General features: G+C 47.1%; 17 protein-coding genes. 16 read left to right on the top strand and 1 reads right to left on the bottom strand.

The features are described from left to right. The first annotated feature begins 34 nt into the window (after positions 1–34). Both FEN17_RS15360 and FEN17_RS15365 read left to right on the top strand, forming a co-directional pair. Positions 35–1,057 carry an aldo/keto reductase gene (locus FEN17_RS15360; protein ID WP_138366226.1) on the top strand — a complete coding sequence of 341 codons (1,023 nt, stop codon included), beginning with the start codon at positions 35–37 and terminating at the stop codon, positions 1,055–1,057. Between the two features lie 3 nt (positions 1,058–1,060). Continuing rightward, entirely contained in the window at positions 1,061–2,005 is a 945-nt protein-coding gene (locus tag FEN17_RS15365; RefSeq protein ID WP_229208827.1) for a polysaccharide deacetylase family protein, read from the top strand. Between the two features lie 61 nt (positions 2,006–2,066). Here FEN17_RS15365 and FEN17_RS15370 read toward each other — a convergent pair whose 3' ends face one another. Then, positions 2,067–2,258 (bottom strand): cold-shock protein, encoded by a 192-nt coding sequence (locus FEN17_RS15370; RefSeq protein ID WP_138366227.1) that lies wholly within the window; start codon positions 2,256–2,258, stop codon positions 2,067–2,069. A gap of 111 nt (positions 2,259–2,369) precedes the next feature. On the opposite strand from FEN17_RS15370, the gene FEN17_RS15375 reads away from it, so the two are divergent. The 14 genes from FEN17_RS15375 to FEN17_RS15440 all read left to right on the top strand — a co-directional run bounded on the left by FEN17_RS15375 (position 2,370) and on the right by FEN17_RS15440 (position 24,377). After that, positions 2,370–3,356: a YheT family hydrolase gene (locus FEN17_RS15375; RefSeq protein ID WP_138366228.1), complete on the top strand. Its 987-nt coding sequence runs from the start codon at positions 2,370–2,372 to the stop codon at positions 3,354–3,356. 214 nt (positions 3,357–3,570) lie between these two features. Next, on the top strand, positions 3,571–5,478 hold the full coding sequence (gene serA, locus FEN17_RS15380; RefSeq protein WP_138366229.1) for a phosphoglycerate dehydrogenase: 1,908 nt from the start codon (positions 3,571–3,573) through the stop codon (positions 5,476–5,478). A 9-nt stretch (positions 5,479–5,487) separates the two neighbouring features. Then, a complete protein-coding gene (locus tag FEN17_RS15385) occupies positions 5,488–6,561 on the top strand; it encodes an aminotransferase class V-fold PLP-dependent enzyme (RefSeq protein WP_138366230.1) in 1,074 nt (357 codons plus the stop codon). A gap of 71 nt (positions 6,562–6,632) precedes the next feature. After that, positions 6,633–7,526 carry an Rpn family recombination-promoting nuclease/putative transposase gene (locus FEN17_RS15390; RefSeq protein WP_138366231.1) on the top strand — a complete coding sequence of 298 codons (894 nt, stop codon included), beginning with the start codon at positions 6,633–6,635 and terminating at the stop codon, positions 7,524–7,526. 147 nt (positions 7,527–7,673) lie between these two features. Then, positions 7,674–8,291: an RNA polymerase sigma factor gene (locus tag FEN17_RS15395; RefSeq protein WP_229208828.1), complete on the top strand. Its 618-nt coding sequence runs from the start codon at positions 7,674–7,676 to the stop codon at positions 8,289–8,291. 91 nt (positions 8,292–8,382) lie between these two features. Next, the gene (locus tag FEN17_RS15400; RefSeq protein ID WP_138366232.1) at positions 8,383–9,525 is read left to right on the top strand and encodes a FecR family protein; all 1,143 of its coding nucleotides are present in this window, start codon (positions 8,383–8,385) and stop codon (positions 9,523–9,525) included. Between the two features lie 231 nt (positions 9,526–9,756). Further along, positions 9,757–13,194, top strand: a complete 3,438-nt coding sequence (locus FEN17_RS15405; RefSeq protein WP_229208829.1) for a TonB-dependent receptor — start codon at positions 9,757–9,759, stop codon at positions 13,192–13,194. Between the two features lie 18 nt (positions 13,195–13,212). Further along, on the top strand, positions 13,213–15,135 hold the full coding sequence (locus FEN17_RS15410) for a RagB/SusD family nutrient uptake outer membrane protein (RefSeq protein ID WP_138366233.1): 1,923 nt from the start codon (positions 13,213–13,215) through the stop codon (positions 15,133–15,135). A 26-nt stretch (positions 15,136–15,161) separates the two neighbouring features. Continuing rightward, positions 15,162–15,857 (top strand): DUF3823 domain-containing protein, encoded by a 696-nt coding sequence (locus FEN17_RS15415; protein WP_138366234.1) that lies wholly within the window; start codon positions 15,162–15,164, stop codon positions 15,855–15,857. 48 nt (positions 15,858–15,905) lie between these two features. Continuing rightward, entirely contained in the window at positions 15,906–19,427 is a 3,522-nt protein-coding gene (locus tag FEN17_RS15420) for a PVC-type heme-binding CxxCH protein (RefSeq protein WP_138366235.1), read from the top strand. A gap of 44 nt (positions 19,428–19,471) precedes the next feature. Next, positions 19,472–20,209 (top strand): ThuA domain-containing protein, encoded by a 738-nt coding sequence (locus tag FEN17_RS15425; protein ID WP_138366236.1) that lies wholly within the window; start codon positions 19,472–19,474, stop codon positions 20,207–20,209. Between the two features lie 116 nt (positions 20,210–20,325). After that, positions 20,326–21,441 carry a Gfo/Idh/MocA family protein gene (locus tag FEN17_RS15430; protein ID WP_138366237.1) on the top strand — a complete coding sequence of 372 codons (1,116 nt, stop codon included), beginning with the start codon at positions 20,326–20,328 and terminating at the stop codon, positions 21,439–21,441. A 1-nt stretch (position 21,442) separates the two neighbouring features. Beyond that, positions 21,443–22,291, top strand: a complete 849-nt coding sequence (locus FEN17_RS15435; RefSeq protein ID WP_138366238.1) for a sugar phosphate isomerase/epimerase family protein — start codon at positions 21,443–21,445, stop codon at positions 22,289–22,291. Positions 22,292–22,301: 10 nt separating this feature from the next. Next, a complete protein-coding gene (locus FEN17_RS15440) occupies positions 22,302–24,377 on the top strand; it encodes a CehA/McbA family metallohydrolase domain-containing protein (protein WP_138366239.1) in 2,076 nt (691 codons plus the stop codon). Positions 24,378–24,397 lie beyond the last annotated feature (20 nt).

The following is a 24,397-nucleotide window of genomic DNA, read 5'->3' on the forward strand; positions in this document are numbered from 1 at the left end:
AATTCACTCATTAATTAACTAAACTCTTAAAAAAATGAAGTACAAATTTCTTGGAAATACCGGAGTGCTCGTCTCCGAACTGTGTTTTGGTACCATGACCTTCGGCGGCGAAGGCTACTGGGAGGCGATCGGAAAATTGCAGCAGGACGAAGGTCAGGCACTTGTAAAAACCGCTCTTGACAGCGGAATCAATTTCTTTGATACCGCCAATGTGTATGCGTATGGTAAATCGGAAACGATTCTGGGCCAGTCGATTAAGAATCTAGGTATCAAAAGAAGTGAAGTTGTGATCGCGACCAAAGTGCGCGGAAGAATGGCACCGGGCGCAAATCAGATCGGCTTGTCGAGGCTGCATATCATGGATTCGGTTGAGGAAAGCTTGTCGCGGCTTGGTACCGATCATATTGATCTTTTCTACATTCACGGGGTAGATATTGAAACTTCGCTGGAAGAGACCATGCGTGGTTTGGAAGACGTGGTAAGGTCAGGAAAAGTGCGGTACCTTGGGGTCAGCAACCACGCTGCCTGGCAGATTATGAAAGCCAATGGAATTGCAGAGAAAAATGGGTGGACCAAATTTGTGGCTTGCCAACATTACTATACTATCGCCGGTCGTGAGCTGGAAAGGGAATTAGTGCCGATGATGCAGGACCAGAATCTGGCATTAATGCCTTGGAGCCCGCTGGCAGGCGGTTTTCTTTCCGGGAAATATACGCGTGGCAACCAAACCAGCGGGGATAACCGCCGCGATAACTTCGATTTCCCTCCGATCGATAAAGAAAAAGCGTACGACATTATTGACGTAATACAGCCAATTGCAGAGGCGCATGGTGTGTCAGTGGCACAAATTGCCTTGTCGTGGCTGCTGCATCAGAAAGCGGTAACCAGCGTGATCATCGGTGCGAAAAAGCCTGAGCAGCTGGCAGATAACATTGCCGCCACTTCGGTGGTACTGACTGCGGGGGATCTTGCTAAGCTGGACGAGATCAGCAAGCTTAAACCGGAATATCCGCAGTGGATGTTCGAGCGTCAGGGCCGCGACCGCATCCCAAGCTAACATATGAAAATCCAGCTTTTATGGGTCGCGATGTTCGCGGCCCAAACCTTTGCTGCCCGGTTATGTTTTGCACAACAACGAAGCGTCTCGATCACGATCGACGACGTCCCGAATGTGCGTTTATTTACGGCTGACGGTAACTCTTCAAAGCTGCTCAGCCGGCTGGATTCGATGAAATTGCCGGTGGCGATCTTTATTAATGAACAACATTTGTCTGCGTCCGGGGATTTTGAAAAAAATAAAAATCTGCTGAAAACCTGGCTTGCAAAAGACTTTGTGACGGCTGGAAATCATAGTTTTTCACACCCGAATTATGGCGAGATCGGCTTTGAAGCATTTTCGGAAGACGTGGTAAAAGGAGAAAAAGTGACCCAAGAAATCCTGGCTGGCTCCGGAAAGAAGCTGGAATATTTTCGGTTTCCTTTCAATGCAACCGGGAGGGATAGTCTGGAACAGTCGAAAATGAGAAGTTTTCTGATGGAGAAACATTATATCAGCACGCCTTTTACAGTTGAAAATGAGGACTGGCTGTACACCCAGCTTTACGAAAAGGCGCTGAGTGAGGGGAATAAAAAGCTCGCTGCTTCAATCGGCAACCAGTTTATTCAAATGACATTGAAGCGTTTTGATTTTTTTGACAGTCTTTCTGTGGCACATTACGGGAAGCCGATCAAACAAATTTATCTCTGCCACGACAACCGGCTAAATACAGATTACCTGCCTTTGCTGGTGAAAAAGTTAAAGGAAAAGAAATATAACTTCATCAGTCTGGCTGACGCGATGAGCGATCCGGTTTATCAGTCACAAGATTACTATCACGGAAATGCAGGATTTTCCTGGATTTACCGATGGATGGGCGATTTGGAAAAAAGGCGGGCAGCGATGCGGATAGAGCCTGAAAACCAAGACATTCAGAAAGCGTACGAGGAAATGCAACGGAAAAAGTAAGGACGCAAAAAAAGCATGCAGCTCGGCTGCATGCTTTCGAAATGTCTTGTTATGACTAAAATTAGATAACGCGAACGTTAACTGCGTTTAGTCCTTTTCTTCCATTTTCTACGTCGTAAGTCACTCTGTCGTTTTCACGAATGTCGTCCTGAAGACCTGAAACGTGAACGAAAATGTCTTTTTCACCAGATGCTGGTTGGATGAATCCAAATCCTTTGGAATCATTGAAAAACTTAACTGTACCTTCTGCCATTAGAATTGATCTTATATTTTTAAAAATCAAATGTATGTAGAAAAAAAATATAAACAAGACAAAAGCTTCGTCACTTAGATTAATTCTTAATAATTTAACAGTCACCCAGGCATGCCCATCATATATTCAGAAGAGCCAATTTCCCCCAAATGGTTGCCTAATGGGCATTTTCAGAGCATTTATCCCGCACTTTTCAGGAAGGTGAGCGGAATAAAATATTCCCGTGAAAAAATTGTAACAGAGGATGAAGATTTCTTGGATCTCGACTGGTCGTACGCCGGTAAAGCGCCTTCTGAGCGGCTGGTGATCCTTTCTCACGGCCTGGAAGGAAACAGTACCCGCCAGTATATTCTGGGGATGGTGAAGATTCTGAACCAGGCTGGCTTCGATTGCCTCGCCTGGAACTTCCGGGGCTGCGGCGGCGAGATGAATAACGCTCCGCGATTTTATCACAGCGGCGCGACCGAGGACTTAAATCATGTGATTGAGCATGCTTTTTCTAAAAAATACCAGGAAATTTTCCTGGCCGGATTTAGTCTGGGAGGTAACCTGACACTCAAATTTCTGGGCGAGCAGGGTGGAGGTATCGATAGAAGAATTGTGAAAGCGATGGTTTTCAGCGTGCCGATGGACTTGAAAGCTTGCAGCCTCGCTATTATCCAGCCGCAGAACAGCATTTATATGCACCGTTTTCTGAAATCATTGAATCCGAAAGTGAAGTCCAAAGCAGCGGTTTTTCCGGATTTGATCACATTGAAAGACAAAAACACGATCCGCACATTGTATGATTTTGACCATCATTATACTGCGCCGATCCACGGTTTCAAAAGCGCCGACGATTATTATGAGCAATGCAGTTCTATGCATTTCGTAGAAGATATAGCAATCCCTACCATGATTGTCCATGCAGCAAATGATCCCATCGTCCCGGTTGAAAGTTTGCCTATCAAAGACATTGAAAAGAACCCCAACATTACCCTGATGATCACGCGCGGCGGTGGTCATTGCGGATTTCGTCCTGCCAAACTGGTTGATGATTTCTACTGGTCTGAAAAGGCTGCGCTTGAATTTTTTAGTGAGGATCAGGCAGAAAAATGACTATTTCCATACAATCCATGACTTTTCGAACCTATCACTGCAATTCAATCCGACATTAAATCAATCCAAAGATTATTTTGTTAGCGTCATATCGGAAACAGATTTGTAATTTTGCGGCACGAAGCAGCTCCTGCTGCCCGCAGCACTTCACAAGACAAACTGACCGATAGACATTTATTTAAGTTAACTCGATTATTCAGTTATTTCCTGCTTCATGTCCACATTAACACTTAATCCGGCACCATACATTATCATTGATTTCGACAGCACTTTTACGAAAGTGGAAGGGTTGGACGAGCTCGCTGCAATCGCCTTGAAAGGTCATCCCGAGCGGGACCAGATCGTTCAGAAGATTTCGGATCTTACGAACAAGGGGATGAATGGTGAAATGTCGTTTGCCGAGGGTTTGCGCCAGCGAATCGCACTTTTGAAAGCCAACCGGTCGCATATCGACAGCCTGGTTGATTTTTTGAGGACAAAGGTTTCGGATTCTTTTCAAAGAAACGCCCAGTTTCTGACCGAAAATGCGGAGCAGATTTTTATCGTATCGAGCGGATTTAAAGAGTTTATCGTGCCGGTGGCGACCAGTCTGGGCATTCTTCCGGATCATGTTTATGCCAACGAATTTATCTTCGACGAAGAAGGCAACATTATCGGCATCGACGAAGACAATGTGCTGTCGATGGACGGCGGAAAAATCAAAATTTTATCAGCATTGAACCTGTCGGGCGACGTTTACGCGATCGGCGACGGGTATACGGATTATGAATTAAAGGCTTCCGGGCTTGCAAACCGCTTTTATGCATTTACAGAAAATGTGGAAAGGCCTCGCGTGCTGGCAGTTGCGGACCATATTGCCACTTCGTTTGACGACTTTTTATATGATAATAAGTTGGCGAGAAGTCAATCTTATCCAAAGAGCCGCATCAAAGTTTTACTGCTCGAAAACGTACACCCTGCGGCATTGAAGGCCTTCGAAAGTGAAGGTTTTAATGTAGAGTTTATCAAAGGTGCATTGGACGAGGATGAGCTTTGCGAGAAGATTAAGGATGTTTCGATCATCGGTATCCGCTCCAAAACAACGATTTCCAAGCGTGTTCTGGAAAATGCAAACCGTCTGATGGCAATCGGCGCATTTTGCATCGGCACCAATCAAATTGACCTGGAAGAAGCGGCGCAGCGTGGTATTGCGGTTTTCAATGCACCTTATAGCAACACCCGCTCGGTGGTGGAGCTGGCGGTGGGAGAGATGATTTTACTGATCCGTAACATTGTTGGAAAAAGTAACTCATTGCACCAGGGAATTTGGGATAAATCGGCGAGCGGCAGCTTTGAAATCCGGGGCAAAAAACTGGGTATGGTGGGCTACGGCAGCATTGGTACCCAACTTTCGGTTGTGGCCGAGGCGCTGGGGATGGAGGTGCATTTTTATGATGAAGTTGAAAAATTATCGATAGGCAATGCCAAGAAAGTGAATTCACTGGAAGAGCTGCTCGCGATTTCGGATGTAATCAGTATGCACGTGGACGGCAGGAAGGAAAATACCAACCTGATCGGGAAACGTGAATTTGACCTGATGAAAGATGGCGTGATTTTTCTGAATTTGTCCCGGGGGCATGTCGTGGACATTCACGCGCTAGCCGAGGCGGTAAAGAGCGGAAAAGTGGCGGGAGCCGGCGTGGACGTTTTCCCGACTGAGCCCAAAACCAATGATGAGCCATTTATCAGCGAACTTGCCGGCTTGCCAAATGTGATCCTGACGCCGCATATCGGTGGAAGTACTGAGGAAGCGCAGGAAAATATCGGTCATTTTGTGCCTTCCAAATTGCTGGAATTCATGAATAACGGTAGTTCTTACGGCAGCGTAAATTTCCCTGAGGTACAGTTGCCAAAGCTGAAAGATTCGCACCGTTTGCTGCATATCCACGCTAACATTCCGGGTATGTTGGCGAAACTGAACCATATTTTCGCCAAAAATAACATTAACATCACCGGTCAATATCTTAAAACGAACGAGCATATTGGTTATGTGATCGTGGATATTGCGAAGGGATATAATGAGGAATTTATTCAGGAAGTGAAGGAAATTGAAGGAACGATCAGGTTTAGAATGCTTTATTAATTTTCAAAAATGTCACTAACCTATTTTACCCCCGGCCCTGCGCAGCTTTATCCAACCTTTGAGAAACATTTACAAACATTTGTAAGTGAGCAGCTTGGCTCGATTTCTCACCGCAGTCAGCAGTACCGGGATTTACATAAATTCACCGTAGACCAGCTGCGGATTTTATTGAATGTGCCTGATACCCATGCGATTCTCTTCCTCGGGTCTGCTTCCGAGGCTTGGGAGCGGATTTTGTTCAGCTGCGTAGAGTTGGAAAGTTTTCATTTGGTAAATGGTTCGTTTTCGAAAAAGTTTTACGACTACTCCAATGCGCTGAATAAATATGCCCATAAGTTGGAAAAACCTATGGGTGAAGGATTTATAGCGAGTGAAATTGAAGTACCCCAGTATGCGGAGCTAATCTGTGTGACGCACAATGAAACCAGTTCAGGCGTACAAATGCCGGTTTCTGAAATCCATAAGTTGAAGCAAAAGCATCCGACTAAATTCATTGCCGTGGATATGGTGTCGTCCGCGCCCTATCCTGAACTGGATTATAGCCTGATCGATACTGCGTTTTTTTCGGTGCAAAAAGCATTTGGTATGCCAGCCGGTTTGGGGGTTTGGATTGTAAGTGAAAGATGTTTGGAGAAGGCAGAGTACATCAAAACGCAATATTCGATCGGTGCGCACAATGATTTGCCGACGCTCTGGAAAAATGCGCTGAACAATGAAACTCCGGCAACACCAAATGTGATGGGGATTTATTTGTTAGGAAAAATTGCGGAGGATTTTAATCGGATTGGTGTAAAGAACATTCGGAAAGAGACGGAGCAAAAAGCTTCCATGCTTTATAAGTTTATTGATAAAGCGACGGGTTTTTCAGCATTTGTAAAAGATAAAGCGAGCCGCTCGCAAACGGTGATTGTTACCGATACAATTTCACTTTCGGCGGATATTATCAAGGCCGTGAAGGCAAAGGGAATGGTAGTCGGCAGCGGTTATGGTCAGTTCAAAGCTTCACAGCTCCGGATTGCGAATTTTCCGGCTACTTCGGTCGAGCAAACAGAAAGCCTGATCTATGAATTAGGGAAGCTGTAAAAAATACATCGGAAAATTCCGTTACCAAAAGGATGTCGGAGCGTCTAAACGTTCAAACATCCTTTTTTTTTGTGAACAGAAACGACATTCTCTGGAAATCCATCCTCGAAGATATTTTCGACGACTTTCTGCGCTTTTTCTGTCCGGAGGCAGACGAGGTCTTCGATTTTACAAAACCATTTGTGTACCTCGATAAGGAGCTGGAACAACTTTTCCCGCCGGAGGACGATCAGTTTGCATCACGGTATGCGGATAAGCTTGTGAAAGTTTATACCATTGAGGGCGATGAAGAATGGATTTTGGTACACATTGAAGTGCAGGGTTTTCCTGACAAGCAGTTTGCTGCTCGAATGTTCACTTACTACTACCGCATCTGGGACAAATACCGGAAGCGAACCACGGCATTTGCAATCCTGACGGATGAAAACCAAAACTTCCGGCCGTGTAAATTTGAGCAAGCATTTCTGGGGATGAGGCTTTGTTTTGAGTTTAATTCGGTTAAGATTTTGGATTATTCGGATGAATGTTTGGAGGCGAGCGACAATCCGTTTGCGCAGGTAATCTTGACGGTAAAGGCTGCTTTGATGGCCAAAAAAGTGTGTCAGCAGGATTTGTACGACTTTAAAACTCAGCTTGCCAGACGACTGTTGAACAGCAAGTTTTCAAAATACAAAATTGGAAAGCTGATGAATTTTTTGAAATTTTATGTCAGGTTCGACAGTGATGAATACAATGAACTGTTTGAGTCTGAAATCACTACATTAGAAAAAAGCACAACTATGAGCATTGAGGAAGCAGTGATTTACGTAGCAAAAGAAGAAGGTCTGGAAAAAGGCCGGATGGAGCGAAATCAAGTTTTTGTAAAAAATCTTCTTAAAGAAACTTCATTCTCAGTTGATGAAATCGCCCGTCTTGCAGGTGTTCCTGTTGACTTTGTGCAGGAAGTGAAAGATAATCTGCAATAATCGTCCCATATTTATGCAGCGCGACGCCTTCGGCGCCGCGCTTTTTTATTCTCATATCAAATCCAATCCCGCGAAAGGCAACTCACTAAATAGTATTTTAAATATAAATATTTAGCTTTATACTTTCTTAGCAAACAACAAAGAGCGGTGATCAAGTTGGATACCTTCACTGGGGACAAGACCGACCAGCAACTATGGCAGGAAATCCGTGCGGGGGATGAGCAGGCTTTTACGGTCATTTTTGAGAAATATCACCGGACTTTGTACAACTACGGAAGCAAGCTTTCTACAAATTCCGCAATCATTGAAGATGCCGTCCAGGATGTGTTTATCGACGTCTGGCGGCTCCGGGGCACATTAACCGAAAATGTAACTTCCGTCAAATTTTATCTTTACCGGGCACTGAGAAGAAGGATACATTTAGCTCAGGATAGATTTCCAATTACGCAGGAATTGACACTTCTGGATGACGAAGACACACCCGCAAATCTTGCCGACTCAGAAAGCATACTTATCGATCTGGAATCATCCTCCATCCGTGCCAAACGTGTCCGCGAAATGCTCGCCAACCTGCCCGAGCGCCAGATTGAAGCATTGACGTTGCGGTATTTCGACGATTTCAGCATTGAAGAAATTGCAGGGATTATGGGTGTCAGCGATAAATCAGTGCGCAACTTCATTTACAAAGCATTAACATCTCTCAGACAAAATCGGCAAATCCTGATTATTTCAAGTCTGATTATCTGCATGTTACTCGCCTTTTAGAATTTTTCTTGAAAAAATTTTCATTTTAAAGGGGTCAAATCTCCAAATCCCCGCTCTTTCTTTTTGAAAGACGACAACGCCCCCATTTATCATGAAGCATGATCCTTACTCGCTCACGGAGCTGATCCGTAACGATGACTTTATTTCATGGGTTATGCACCCCGACTCGCTGAGCGAATCCAGGTGGCAGCTTTTTCTTGAAAAATATCCTGAAAAAAGGCAGACGGTGGAAGCGGCGCGGGAGTATGTGATTTTGCTGGCAAAGGATACCGGTCGGCAGGAGCCTTCCCGGAACCAGAGCGAAAAAATGTGGAGCATTGTGGAAAGCCACATGCAGGAGGAGCAGCAACCGATTGAACAACTGCCGGTTGTTGATAGAAAAGTGATTTCGGGATGGCGTTGGGTACGCGTGGCAGCTTCAGCAGCATTGATTTTGAGCATTGGCTCCGTGAGTTACTGGTTTTATTACAAAGGTGCCGGAAATGGTAAAAGCCCTGAACTGCTGACCGTTGCAAATAAAATTCCCGCAGCCTTGATCCAGAAATTTAATGATACGGAAAAGCCGATGACCATTCTTCTGAGTGACGGCAGCTCCGTAGTACTGCAACCCGGCGGGCGGCTCAGTTACTCCGAAACTTCAAATGCAAAAAGAAGAGAGGTAACATTGACAGGGAAAGCATTTTTTGAAATCGTTAAGAACAAAGAGAAACCATTTTTGGTATACAGCTACGGTTTGGCGACCAAAGTGCTGGGAACGAGTTTCACGATCGATGCGCCGGAAGGCAGTAAGGATGTGAAGGTGGAGGTCAGGACGGGTACGGTGGCTGTTTTTTCAATGAATAATTTAGACAAGACCAAAACCGACGAAGAACTGGATAAGCCTGAATTAAAAGGTATTACACTCAGCCACGACCAGAAAATCGCTTTTTCACGCGAAAACGGAAAGATCACAAAACTTGCTGGCGACCTGGTACCGGCATCTTCGGACAAAGATGTTTCCAGGGAGCAGTTTGTGTTTGATGAAACGCCGGTTTCGAAGGTTTTCCAGGTGCTCGAATCAGCCTATAATGTTCGTATTGAATATGATAAGGAAAAATTGGGCAACTGTCCGCTGAATGCGACTTTGATCGGACAACCTTTTAGAGAGAAGCTGGAAGTGATCTGCAATGCGCTGGACGCCCAGTTTGAGATTACCGATAACCTGGTGACCATCAAAGGAAAGGGTTGTAAATAGTTTTCACCAAAAACAGAGCCTATGACCTAAAACTATTCTCCTCCATAATAAAAAAAGACCAGCCATGTTCCAGCATGACTGATCTCAGGTTCCCCAAAGTAACGGACATTACTTCACATTCATTGGAAATGAATGACCGGGGAAGATTTCGTTGAATAATCTCCTTAACCAACAAATTCATTCAAAAATATGAAAAAAGTTCGACGACTTGAAGGCTTTCTCATTACACTCATGCGAATAACAATTATTCAATGCATCCTTGCAGCCCTCTTCGTGGGCATTACATGGGCACATGACGGAAGGGCTCAATCCGCATTGAGTCAGAAGGTTACTATCGATATACAAAATGAAGGCATCAAAAATATCCTGGCGCAGCTCGAAAAGCAGACGAATGTAAAGTTTGTTTTCAGCTCGAAGATCATCCAGTCGGACCGTCGAGCGAACATTAAGGTGCAGAATGCGCCGCTTGCCGATGTGCTGAATGCTTTATTGAAGCCGCTGGAATTGAACTACAAAATAAAGAACGACCTGATCGTGATCCGGCCTGATAAAGCGCAGGAAAATTCTTCGAGTATGAATGTCGGTGAGCCAGTGATTCTGGCGGCACCCGAAACGGTGGATAAAACCATTTCAGGAACTGTAAAAGATGATAAGGGCATCGGGTTACCGGGCGTAAGTGTGGTTTTAAAAGGTACCCAAACCGGAACATCGACAGACGAAAAAGGTAAGTACACGATTACGGTACCAAACGGTGAAACATTCCTAATCTTCTCATTTGTAGGGTTTTTGTCTCAGGAAATCATTGTGACGGAAGGCCAGAGTGCAATTGACATTACCATGAAAGTCGATGACAAAGCGCTGGAAGAAGTGGTGGTGGTAGGTTATGGTACGCAGAAAAAAGAATCTTTAACCGGTGCGATTGCTACGGTGACGAGCAAAGATTTGGACAGAGTGCACGGTGGCTCTACAGTAAGCTCGGGACTGGCTGGAAAAATCCCAGGTGTAACATTCCGGATGCCCGACGGCCGCCCGGGTGCAAGCGCGAATGTGCAAATCAGGAACATGGGTAACCCGCTTTTTGTCATTGACGGAATCCAGCAGGACGCGGGGCAGTTTAACAACATTTCCCCCAATGATATCGAGAGTATTACGGTACTAAAAGACGCTTCTGCTGCGATTTACGGCGTTCGCGCGGCAAATGGTGTGGTGGTGGTGACAACGAAAAGAGGTAAAAACGGAACAAAAAATACCATTAACCTCGATGCCTACACCGGCTGGCAAAACTGGGCAAGGTTCCCGAATGTGGTGAATGATTCCTATCAGTGGATGCTTGGAAAAGCAGAGGCGGAAATGAACCAGTTTGGTAAAACTTCTATCACACAATCGGAACTGGATAAGTACAAAGCGGGTACCGAAATGGGGTATAAGAGCTTTAACTGGAAGGATTTTATTGTGAAGAAAAATTCGCCGCTGACCTCTGTAAACCTCAATATGACAGGTGGTTCCGATAAAATCACCTACTATATCTCCGCTACGCAGCTGAGCCAAAATTCCGTTTTGGGCCGCGAGTTTACTTTTAAAAGAAACAACATTCAAAGCAACGTTGACGCGAAAATCACGGAGGGTTTGAAAGTTGGGGTACAAATCAATGGTCGTATCGAAACCCGCGACAATCCTGGTATTCCAGGTGGCGATGATTACTGGCTGCCTCGATTTGCGATTTTAAGAAACCGTCCATTTGAACGTCCGTATGCGAATGATAATCCGCTGTATCTCAATGATATCAAGCACAACGAAACCAACTGGGCATACAACAACAAAAAGCTAGGCGGTTATCAGACAGATATCTGGCGGGTTTTGCAAACCAACATGACGGCCGAATACAAGATTCCGGGCATTAAAGGTTTGGTAGCGAAGGGAATGTACTCTTACTACATTGCCGACCGGGTTTTGAATGGTCACGAATATACTTACGAAGCGTACACCTACAACCCGACTGACGATTCTTATAAAGTAACCGGCGGCAGTACAAACCCGTGGCGCGAGCGCCGTACGCAGAAAATCATGCGGAATGTGTATCAGGGTCAGTTGAATTACAACAACACTTTTGGCAAACATACCGTGGGCGCAACATTCGTGGCAGAGCGGCAGGAAGAGCGCAACCAGGAGCAGTGGGCGCACTCGGTACCCAAAACCAATGTGTTGCCGCTGATGTACTTTGCTACCATGGATACCTACGACGACCGCGACGATCAGCTTGCACGTATAGGGTATATCGGTAGGATTAATTATGATTTTGCAGGAAAATATTATGTAGAGTTTTCAGGCCGTCGTGATGCTTCCTGGAAGTTTGCACCCGACCGTCGCGTAGGTTATTTCCCCTCGGCTTCGGCTGGCTGGCGTATTACCGAGGAGCAGTTTTTCAAAGATCTGCTTGGTGGCCGCAGCATTCTTGATGACCTGAAATTCCGTGGCTCGTGGGGTATTTTGGGAGATGACGACATTGGTATCGGACCTTACGACTATTTGCCCGGCTACAATTACAACCAGGGAAATGTGATCCTGAGCGGAAATGCAGTAGTGACTTCCCGCGATAAGGGCCAGATCATCAACAACATATCCTGGTTTAAAAGTAAGATTACCGACATTGGCGCCGACTTTTCGCTGCTCGGTACCAAGCTGACGGGTTCTGTGGATTATTTTTACAGGTTACGGACTGGCTTGCGTGGACGTAAGTATGACTTACTCGTTCCCAGCGAGTTAGGTTATAGTTTGCCTGATGAAAACGTAAACAGCGACTCTCAACAAGGCTGGGAGGGAGCATTGACTTACAATGGAAAATCAGGTGATATCAGCTATCAGATTGGTGGAAATGTCTCATTTTCAAGAAGTAAGTTTATTTCTTCCTACAAACCCATTTTCAATAACTCCTGGGACCAATACCGAAACTCCATCGAAGGCAGGTATAACAATGTTTTCTGGGGATACGAAACCATCGGACAGTTCCAGTCGCAGCAGCAGATCAATGAATATGCAGTCAATATTGACGGACAAGGTAACCGCACATTGCTGCCTGGCGACCTGATTTACAAGGATGTAAACGGGGATAATGTGATCAACAACCTCGACGAGCGGCCGATTGGTTATACTACTTCGGGTCAGCCGAATATCAATTTTGGGTTGAATTTTGCAGTGCAGTGGAAAGGGATTTCATTCAATGCCGACTTCTCCGGCGGCGCCATGTACTCCTGGAACCAGAACTGGGAGCAGCGCTGGGCCTACCAGAATGACGGCGCGCTGAACAAGATTTTCCTCGACCGCTGGCACCGTGCCGATCCTTTCGACCTAAACAGTGAGTGGATCCCGGGCAAATATCCGGCACTTCGCTACAATGACGGCGGCCACAGTAACTACAACAAAAACTCTACTTTCTGGCTGCATAATGTGAAGTATATCCGCGCCAGGACGATTGAGCTGGGCTATTCTCTGCCAAAATCGTTATTGGAAAAAGTGAAGCTGCAACGTGCCCGGATTTACATCAATGGCTACAACCTGTTCTCCATCGACAATCTGAAACAGTTTGGCGTGGATCCGGAAATTGCGGATGACAATGGTTTGCAGTATCCGCAGAACAAGTTCGTGAACGTGGGGATCAATCTTTCAATCTAACATTCAAAGACATTCAAGATGAAAAGGCTATTTTATATACCATTGCTTGTATTGCTTTTGCTGAGCTGGGGCTGTAATGATGATAAATTTCTCGACCGCCCGCCGACCAACATTCTTACCGAGCAGCAGGTTTGGAACGATGAGGGGCAGGTACTCTCGGTTTTGGGTAACCTTTATAACCGATACGTTGACCTTGCCAACTTCAAGGATTTTCCAAGACCGGGACTTTCAACATTGTCGGGTTGGACGCGGATGGCGGATTTCAATGAAGCGTTCTGGTCGGAAGCGGGGCAATATGGTCAGTTTCAGAACAGTGGCTGGGATTATAATTACTGGTCGATCTGGGATTATGGTTATATCCGCGAGATGAATTTGTTTATCCAGAAATGTACGGCGGCGGAAAAATTGTCTCCGGCTGTCAAAGAACGGTACCTCGCCGAAGCCCGGTTTTTACGCGCATCCTACTATTTTGAGCTGGTAAAAAGAATGGGCGGCGTGCCCCTGATCCTCGAACCGGAAACCTACGATTTCAGCGGCGATCCAAGTTACCTGCAACATCCACGCGCCAAAGAATCAGAGATTTACGATTTTGTAATCAAAGAAGCCGAGGAGATCAAAGCACAATTACCTGCGAATGCGGGTGAAAAATCGCGGGCTACCCAGGGTGCAGCACTGGCGATGCAGGCACGTGCAGCATTATATGCAGCTTCCATCGCGAAGTATGGCGTGAATACACCGGCAGTTTCGTTGCCGGGTGGCGAGGTAGGTATTCCTGCAAATCTCGCGACCGGCTACTATACCCAAGCTTTGAAATCGGCCAAAGAGATTATTGCAGGAACAGCCGGAGCGTATGCACTTTATACCAAAAAGCCGGATTTGTCGGAAAACTTTTCAAGCATTTTTTACGATAAAGCCAACAATTCGGAGGTCATTTTTGCGGAAGACTATAAACTGCAAAGTGGTAAGGTACATTACTTTACAGGCTGGAACCAGCCGCGCTACGGGGCTGAGGAAGAGGAAGGCGGACGCATTAACCCGTCGCTGAACCTGGTGGAATCTTTTGAAAAACTGGACAACACATTCGCCCCGATCCCGACCGTGAATGCTTCCGGTGCACCACTGTATTATGCTGAGCAAACCGACATTTTCGCAGGCCGCGATGCACGTCTGGCAGGTACGGTAATCCTCCCGGGCACCACATTCAAAGGTCGGCGCGTGGATATATGGGCTGGTTTTCAGCTGGCAAATGGCAGCGTTATCAGCGGCGACGACCGTGGCGCGCAGAAAACATTGCCCGGCAAATCAGTACCCGAGCAAGTAGTAGGTTTTGACGGTCCTATCGATGGTTTTGAGTTTACAGCACAAACTGGTTTTTACCTCAGAAAATACCTCGATCCCGTCGTCGGTTCAGGCCAGCGCGGCGTGAACAGTGAAGTCTGGTTTATCCGGTATCGGTATGCCGAAGTGCTCCTGAATGCAGCAGAAGCCGCTTTTGAACTTGGGCAGCCAGCCGTGGCGGCAGGTTATATGAACCAAGTCCGCGCGCGTGCAGGATTGGTCAAACCACTCACGGCCGCTGACATTACTTTTGACAGGATAGCGCACGAGCGCCGCGTGGAGCTGGCTTTTGAAGGACATTATCATTATGACATTCAAAGATGGCGGATCGCGCACATTGTCATGGATGGCAATGCAATTTCCGCGGCGGATTTGTCGGCAAATCTGGGAAAAGCGACCAAAAGAAACACGCAGCCATGGGCATTGTGGTCTTACAAAATCTATGACCCGGCGTCTCCCAATAATGGTAAGTGGATTTTCAAACCTTTGAAACTGAGCCGCGTCACCGGCGCTGATCGTTTTCAGCTGGGTAACTACTACTCGCAGATTGCGGATGAGATTATCAACAACAATCCGAAGATTATCAGAAACCCAAACCAGTAGGTTCAACCATTCAAACATTGTAAAAAATGAAAAGATATATCATACTTTTTCTGGGCCTGGCGACTGTTTTTTCTTCCTGCGAAAAGGATAATTACACCGCGCCTAAGTCCGAACTTTCCGGGCAGATCGTGTACAAAGGAGAGCCGATCGGCGTGGAATATAATCAGGTGAGGTTGCAGCTCTGGCAGCCCGGTTTCGGAAAGCTGGCGCCGATTGATGCGCCGGTAGACCAGGACGGAAGCTACTCGGCGGTGCTTTCAAATGGTAATTACAAAATGGTTTTTCCCAAAGGCAGGGGGCCATTTAAAACACTGGAAAAAGACGCCGCAGCGAAGGATACCTTGTTCGTAAAACTCGAAGGCAGTCAGCAACTTGACGTGGAAGTGATGCCGTATTACATGATCCGCACGCCGCAGTTTAGCGGTGCTGAAAATAAGGTTTCGGTTACATTAAAGCTCGAAAAAATTATCACCGATGCGTCGGCGAAAGATATCGAGCGGGTTTCGCTTTACATTAACAAGACCCAGTTTGTGTCCCGTGCTACCAATGTGGGCGTCACGGACCTGGCACGTGCAGATATCAAGGACCTGAACACGATCAGCGTGAGTACTACGGTGCCAGCGCTCGTTCCTGCGCAGAAATATGTGTTCGCGACGGTCGGTGTGAAGATCAAGGATGTGGAGGATATGATTTTTTCGCCAGTGAAAAAAGTCGATTTGTAAGCGTCAGCATTGCTAAACCCAAACTTTGAATAGTTAAAAAGCCTTTGAATGAAGAATTACGGCATTTTTTTGCTCGCAGGAATATTGGCGCTGTCGTGCGCAAAAAGTACAACCAACTCACCTAACTCAAAAACCAGCGCTGCAAGTGGCCGGAGAGCAGAAATTCTGTTCCTCGGCCACACCAGCAAGCACCACGATTCTGGTAAATACGCGCCCTGGCTTGCGGTTAAGTTGTTCAAAAGCGGGATCAACATGACGTATACGGTCGATCTCAAAGATATCAATGCCGAAAATCTCAAAAAGTACGACGGGCTGATCATTTACGCCAACCATGATTCGCTGCCGCCAGCGCAGGAAAGTGCGATGAAAGCATTCGTGGAGGGGGGAAAAGGACTTATTCCGCTGCATTCGGCTTCCGGCTGCTTCCGGAATTCGGCCTGGTACATTAAAACCATCGGCGGACAGTTTGCTTCTCACGGGGTGGCTTCTTTCAAAAACACGATTTTGAAACCCGATCATCCGGTGATGCAGGGGATCTCGAATTTTGAAACCTGGGACGAAACTTATGTGCACAAAAACCTGAATCCCGACAAAATCGTCCTGGGCGAGCGGGTTGAAGGCACTGTGCATGAGCCTTACACCTGGGTGCGGAACGAAGGAAAAGGCCGCGTTTTTTACACGGCTTATGGTCACGAGGACAGCACCTGGACGAATAAAGGTTTTCTGGATCTGGTGAGAAACGGGGTGCTCTGGGCGGTTGGTGACAAAATAAAGGACCAGATCGCAGCATTGAAATTGCCGGAGGTGGACATTTACAATTCGGACACAATTTCACATTATACCAAAAGGCATGTGGTGCAGAAAATGCAGCCCGCATTACCGCCAGCCGAATCCAACAAGCTGACGCAGGTTCCGTCCGGTTTTGAGATCGAATTATTTGCTTCCGAGCCGGACATTACCAATCCGATCGCGATGGCTTGGGATGAGCGGGGAAGACTTTGGGTGGTAGAATCAGTGGATTATCCGAACACATTTAAAGAAACCGACGGCGCGGCGAATGACCGTATCAAGATCTGCGAGGATACCAATGGTGACGGCAAGGCGGATAAGTTTACGGTTTTCGCCGACAAGCTGAACATTCCGACCAGTATGGTTTTTTCAAATGACGGGATCATTGTGTCGATGGCGCCGGATTTTGTTTTTATGAAAGATACCAATGGTGACGACGTGGCCGACGTGCGCGAAGTGCTCCTGACTGGCTGGGGTAAAAACGATACCCACGCCGGGCCGTCTAATTTGCAATATGGATTTGATAACAAAATCTGGGGCGTGCTGGGTTACTCCGGTTTTAATGGTACGATCGATGGTAAAAGGATGAATTTCTCGCAGGGTGTGTATCATTTCAAACCTGACGGAAAAGATTTTGCCTATCTCGGAAACAGCAGCAACAATACCTGGGGGCTTGGGTTTACGGAGGATAACAATGTGTTTCTTTCGACGGCAAATAACACCCACAGCGCATTTTATTCCATGCCCGGAAAGTACATGCAGCGGACATTGGGCGAGGAGCAGCCGGTTTTGGCGGTGCAAAAAATCGATGGACATTATGATGCACATTCGATGACGCCCAACTTGCGGCAGGTAGATGTGGTCGGCGGTTTCACATCAGCTGCGGGGCATCATTTTTACACAGCAAGAAATTACCCGAAAGAATACTGGAACCGCATCGCATTTGTTTCCGAACCGACAATCAGGCTGGTGCACCACGCAGTTTTGGAACCAGACGGTGCAGGTTTCAAGGAAAAAGACGGCTGGAATTTCATGGCCAGCTCCGACGAATGGTTCGGTCCGGTACAGGCAGAAACCGGCCCCGACGGCGCAGTATGGGTTTCCGACTGGTATAATTTCATTATCCAGCACAATGTATTCGTGCCTGCCCAGTCGCCTTCCGAATTTATTTTACCATTTAAAGAGCAGCCCCACGGACTAGGTAATGCATTCAGCAGCCCGATGCGGGATTTAAGTTATGGGCGGATTTACCGGGTTGTGTATAAAAATGGCAAAAAGACGCCGGCAATAAAACTCTTAAAAAATGATTTGCCAGGCCTGATCGCTGCCTTGCAGAATGACAATATGTTCTGGCGGATGACGGCGCAGCGGCTTTTGGTAGAATCGAAAAAACTGTCTGTTTTGCCTGATCTGTACAAAATTGTGAATGATCAGAAAGTCGATGAAATCGGGCTGAATAGTCCGGCTGTGCATGCTTTGTGGACATTGCACGGGCTAGGCGTTTTGGACGGTTCGAATGCAGAGGCTTTGCAAGTTGTAAACAAAGCATTGACGCACCCCGCGGCTGGCGTACGAAAAGCAGCGGCCAGTGTGCTACCGAAAAATGAGCAAAGTTTTGACATGCTGCAAAAAGCGCTGAAAGACCCAAACCTGAATACCCGGTTAAGTGTTTTTGTAACATTGGTAGAATTACCTTCTTCCGAAAAAGCAGGCGAGGCGGTGTACCAGGCTGCATTGGACGAGCAGAATGCCAAAGATCCGTGGCTTTCCAAAGCCTTACTGGCGGCGGCGATCCAGCATGAAAAAGGTTTTCTGGCAGCTGCGCAGAAGCAAACATTGAAATCTGAATTTTCAGAAAAAGTGACCGCTGCGCTGCAAAAGGAAACCTATCCTTTGGGCCGAAGAAACAGTCTGCAATTTCCGCCGGATGTGACGGGCAAGGAAATCACAATTCGGGCCAGCATTACCAAATCGAAGGACAAACCGCTGCAAGGTTTCATTGCCGGGCAGGGTGGAAAAGATGGCGGGTATGCGCTGTACATTCAGGACGGAAAGCTGATTATGGCCGTGAAACAGCACGGCACATTAAGCCAGGCCGCAACGAGCGAGCCGCTTCCGGAGAAATTTGATGTGGTGGCGCGCCTGCAAAAATCTGGGGATATCAGCATTGACATTGATGGAAAACAAGTGGCGACCGGAAAGGCGCACATGTTGTTTGCGGCGCCTTTGTCCAACACCGTACGCACCGGCGAGGATGTGGAAGGAGAGGACAAAATCGGGACTTATGATGGCAGGTTTGGTTTTGTGGGTAATTTTCAAAAGGCTTCTCTGGAATTGAACAAGCCGGATGCGGCAGGTACGGATGTTAAAAAAACAGAAGCAACCTCGTCAAAATCCGCCAATGCTTTCGTCATTGAATTGAAAGTGGAAAAGGAAATCATGCAGTATGACAAAAAGCTGATCACTGTGAAAGCCGGGCAAAAAGCTGTCATTAACCTGGAAAACCCGGATGGAATGCAGCATAATTTGCTGATCATCAAGCCAGGAACATTGCAGACTGTCGGGAAGGCAGCGGATGAAATGCTGCGAGATCCCAAAGCGGCGGAAAAACAATATGTGCCGAAAATCCCGGAAGTGCTGTACTCGACGAGGTTGGTGAATTCCGGCGAGACGATTACACTGGAATTTACAGTGCCTTCGGAACCAGGTGATTATCCCTACGTCTGCACATTTCCCGGCCACTGGCGCGGCATGAATGGTATCCTGCGTGTAGTAAAATGACCGACCGAATCCTTTTAGTTTTTAAACCTCATAATTTTTTCAAAATGATCCATTCATTTTCAAGGTATGTTCTCACCTGCCTTTTGTTACTGGCTACCTGTGCCACATTTGCCGGTGAAACCCATGATAAGCCCGGTAAAAAGGCGATCAGGGTGTTGCTGGTCGGCGGTGGTTCTTCACACGATTTCGATAAATGGTACAAAGGTGAAGATGTGCAAACATTACAAAAAGACGGCCTGGCTACCGTGGAATATACCAGCGATCCGACGACGATTTTATCCAAGATAAAGGACATTGACTTACTATACCTGAGCAACAATCAGCCTATCCCAGATGACGCTACCCGCAAAGCCATTTTCGCATTTGCCGATGCAGGTAAAGGCTTAGTTTTGGCGCATCCAGCACTTTGGTACAACTGGAAAGACTGGCCGGAATACAATCAAAAACTAGTAGGAGGCGGCTCAAATGGTCATAATAAATACGGTCCTTTCGATGTGACGATCACCAACAAAAAGCACCCTGTCACCAAAAACGTCCCTGAAACATTTGGCTTGAAAGATGAGCTATATTATTTCATCGCCGACCCTGCCGGGACGCCGATTGATGTTTTGGCGACTGCAAAAGCTGCGGATTCCGACAAAGTTTTCCCAAGCCTTTTTATCGTAAAATATCCGAAAGCGAGAATTGTCGGCATCGCACTGGGTCACGACGGCGAAGCGCATTCATTGGCTGCTTACCAGACGATTTTAAGAAATGCTGTCCAGTGGGCAGCAGGCAACTAGCATTAAAAGTATCCCCGGGCTGAAGCCCGGGGCAAAAGATAAAAAGCCCCGGAGGGGCGACATATTACCTAACCCAGGGCTTCAGCCTTGGGATCAACCAATCAATCAAAAAAAGCATGAGTCAGACGCAAATCACAGTAGTCATTGTAGGAATGGGTTTTGGAAAAGAATTTATCCCCATTTATCAAAGTCACCCGAACATTAAGGCTGTCGGAATTTGTACCCGCAGTAAGGAAACCCGTGACGAGCTGACTGCCAAGTTCAATCTGGACCCAAACCTGGTTTTTGAACATTTCGAAGACATTCCAAAAAGAGAAGATGTGGACGCGATCCACGTGGTAACCCCGGTGCCCGATCACGCCAGAATGACATTGGCGTCATTGAATGCGGGCAAACATACCGCCTGCACCATCCCGATGGCGATGACGGTGGAAGATTGCACGGCGATTGTGGAGGCGAAACGCCGCTCGGGCAAGGTGTATATGATGATGGAAACCGCGCTATATACCCGGGAGTTTTTATATGGATTGAAACTGGCCGAAACCGGCGAGCTGGGCCGTATTCAATTCGTCCGCGGGTCGCACATTCAGGATATGAGCATGGAAGGCTGGGGCGAATACTGGAAAGGTTACCCGCCGATGCTCAATGGTACCCACGCGATTTCGCCGCTTTTGAAAATCAATAATACGATTGCTGAAACGGTAGTTTGCCACGGTTCAGGACGTTTGAGCGAAGATCTGGCGAGCAGATATGGTTCACCTTTTGCGGTGGAGACGGCTACATTTACATTAAAAAACAGCGATGTAGTGGCCGAAGCGACGCGGTCGCTTTTTGATGTCGTGCGCCAGTATCGGGAGAGTTATGATGTGTATGGTACCAAAATGTCGTTCGAGTGGGAACAATTGCAGGATGAAAGCCACATTATTTTTGATGGCGGTGAAAACGCAAAACGCGTCGATGTACCTGATACGGACGAGCTGCTGATCGAGCCGATCAAACATTTTACCAAACGTGAAAAAATCGACGATCCGAACCACGTTTCGTTTTTGCAGGGCGCTGGTCACGGCGGCTCGCATCCACATTTGGTGCAGGAATTCGTGGCGGCGATTGTCGAGGGGCGCGACTCTGCGGTAGATGCGGCCCTGGCGGCTAATTATACTTGCGCCGGAATTTGCGCGCATGAGTCGGCGATGAAAGGTGGGGTTCGGGTGAATGTTCCAAGTTTCGAATAGTATGTTGTTCGGAGCAAGCACCTTCATCTGGGTATCCCCGTTTTCGACCCAAAACATTGATTTACTGACGAAGGTCAAAAATATGGGCTATGACATTATTGAAATAGCCGTGGAAGATACTGCCCTGATTAACTGGGATTTAGTCAAAACCGTTGCCCGTGATCTGGATTTGAAGATCACGGTTAGCGGGGCATTTGGTGAGGAGCGCGACATTTCCAGCACCGAGCCACATTACCGCGAAACCGGTAAGCAATACATTATCGACTGCATTAGAATCGCCGAAAACGTGGGAAGTCCCATTTTCGGCGGACCGGTGTATTCGGCGGTGGGCAAAACGCGCATTGTATCGGAGGAGCAGAAAAAGCAAGAAAGAAGATGGTGCATTGATACATTAATTGACATTGGTCAAATTGCAGCGGATCATGGCGTGATCGTAGGTCTGGAACCGTTGAATCGCTTTGAAACTGATATGGTTAATACCGTGGACCAGGCAATTTCGATTGTTCAGGAAGTGTCAAGTCCAAATTTGAAAATCGTGCTGGATACGTTTCATTCCAACATTGAGGAAAAGGACATTCCGGCTTCGATCCGGAAAATCGGGAAGGATTTGCTTTGCCACGTCCAAGGCAACGAAAGTGACCGCGGAACTCCTGGGACGGGACATTTGGAGTGGGAAGGAATCCGGGATGCGCTCAATGAAATCGGTTACGATGGGGCGGTGGTGATCGAAACATTCGGTCAGCCTTCGAAAGAACTGGCACGCGCCGCCTGCATCTGGCGACCGCTAGCCAACAGTGCCGACGAGCTGGCCACCGAAGGGTTGGCTTTTTACAAAGAAATGTTTTCCTAAATTATTCTGCATGAAAAACCGGCTGCTGCTGTTTCTGATTCTTATTGCCATCCAATCATTCGCCCAAATACCAGTCGATCTGAAAGGATTTGACAAAAACAAAGGAGTGAAAGCGGTTGTGAACAATAAAGAATTGCAGCTCGAATGGCCGGTCGGGAATGCGGAGATAGGAAAAGTAGCTATCGATTTGAGTAAAGGCCAGCCTGTGGTTGGCAGTTTGCAAATTGGAACAACTGGAAAACTCAAAACCATCGCAGCGGATCTGGATCCGGCGATCATTCTCACAGTCGGTAAACGTGATTTAGTTTCTCAAAACGGCTGGAACATTTTCTTTGACAAAACCGCTTATTTACCGTACAAAACATACACCGTCGCGCTGGAAAAAAGCGGCGTGAAAGTGGTTACCTCTGGTTCTCAGACTGAAATCAGCATTGCAGGAGCTACTGCCGGCCCTTTTGCCGGTTACGTTAACATTACGCTTTTTAATGGCAGTCCGCTCATGAATGTGGCGGCGGTGATGTCGACCAATGTGGACTCGCTGGCGGTAATTTATGATGCGGGTTTGGTGAGTAAGCAAAATCCCTGGGAGAAGCTTTTCTGGTCAGACACGGATAATTATGTACACAGTAGTCTGGTTTCTCAAACCGATAACGCGGCATCAAAAGCCGTCAAATACCGCACGATTATTGGTGAAAGCAAGGAAGGCAGCCTGGCTGTTTTTCCCGCGCCGCACCAGTTTTTTTATCCGCTTGATAACTGCTATAATCTCGAACACGTTTGGGCCGGGACTAATTACCGGAAGCTGATACCTGGCTATGCGATCGGTATCCGTCATGATTTGCTCGGCGACCGGCGATGGGTACCATGGTTCAATGCGCCGCCGAATACACAGCAGCGTTTCAATTTTTTCTGCCTTTTAAGTGGTGAAAAAGATGGGAAAGTGCTAGAAAAAGTGAAGGCTTTTACGCATCAGGATACCTATGTGCCGCTGCCGGGTTACTATACCATGTCCAGCCATTTTCACCAGGAGCATGTGGATGATGTGCTCACCAAGAGACCGTTACCGGATATGCCGGGCTTTGTGAAAGCATTTAGGAACACCGGCGTCAACATTGTGCATCTGGGTGAGTTTCACGGACCGGGTAATCCGCGTGGACCGGAGGCAAAACGCTGGCCGGAGCTGAAAACATTGTTCAGCGAATGTGCGCGACTTTCGGGCGGGAATTTTTTGCTGCTGCCAGGCGAGGAGCCCAATAATTTCTTTGGCGGACATTGGATGAACGTTTTTCCAAAACCCGTTTATTGGCTGATGTCGCGGGAAAAGGACCAGCCTTTTGTGGAAGAAAATAAAGAATATGGCAAGCTGTACCGCATTGGAAATAAGGAGGAAATGCTGAAACTCCTGGAATTGGAAAATGGTCTGGCGTGGACGGCGCATGCGAGAACAAAAGGTTCGACGGGTTTTCCTGATAAATACAAGGACGAAACTTTCTATAAATCGGACCGGTTTCTTGGCGCGGCCTGGAAAGCGATGCCCGCGGATTTGTCACAACCAAAATTGGGTAAACGCGTGCTGGATCTGATGGATGACATGGCCAATTGGGGCCAGAAAAAGTACGTCATCGCCGAAGCCGATCTTTTTAGGATTGAGCCAAATTACGAGCTGTACGGACATTTGAATGTCAACTACCTGCAACTGGACCAGATGCCGCGTTTCGAAGAGGGCTGGCAGCCCGTACTGGATGCTATGCGGAACGGAAAATTTTTCGTTTCGACGGGTGAGGTGCTGCTGCCTTCTTTCAAAGTGGGGAATGTTGGATCAGGGGAAATTGCGAGAACCGATGCAAAAGGAAATGTGGAAATCAAACTGGATGCCAGGTGGACTTTCCCGCTAAACCGTGCGGAGATCATTTCCGGCGATGGTATGGAGGTTTTTCATGACGTTGTGAATTTGAATGATACCGAAGCTTTTGGCGAGAAGACATTTACTTTTACCAAAAATATGAAAGGTAGAAAATGGGTGCGCGTAGAGGTTTGGGATGTGGCCGCAAATGGTGCTTTTACCCAGATTGTCTGGCTGGAATGATGTCGGTTTTATAAAAATGC

This window comes from Dyadobacter luticola (assembly GCF_005860805.1).
GTDB classification, from domain to species: domain Bacteria; phylum Bacteroidota; class Bacteroidia; order Cytophagales; family Spirosomataceae; genus Dyadobacter; species Dyadobacter luticola.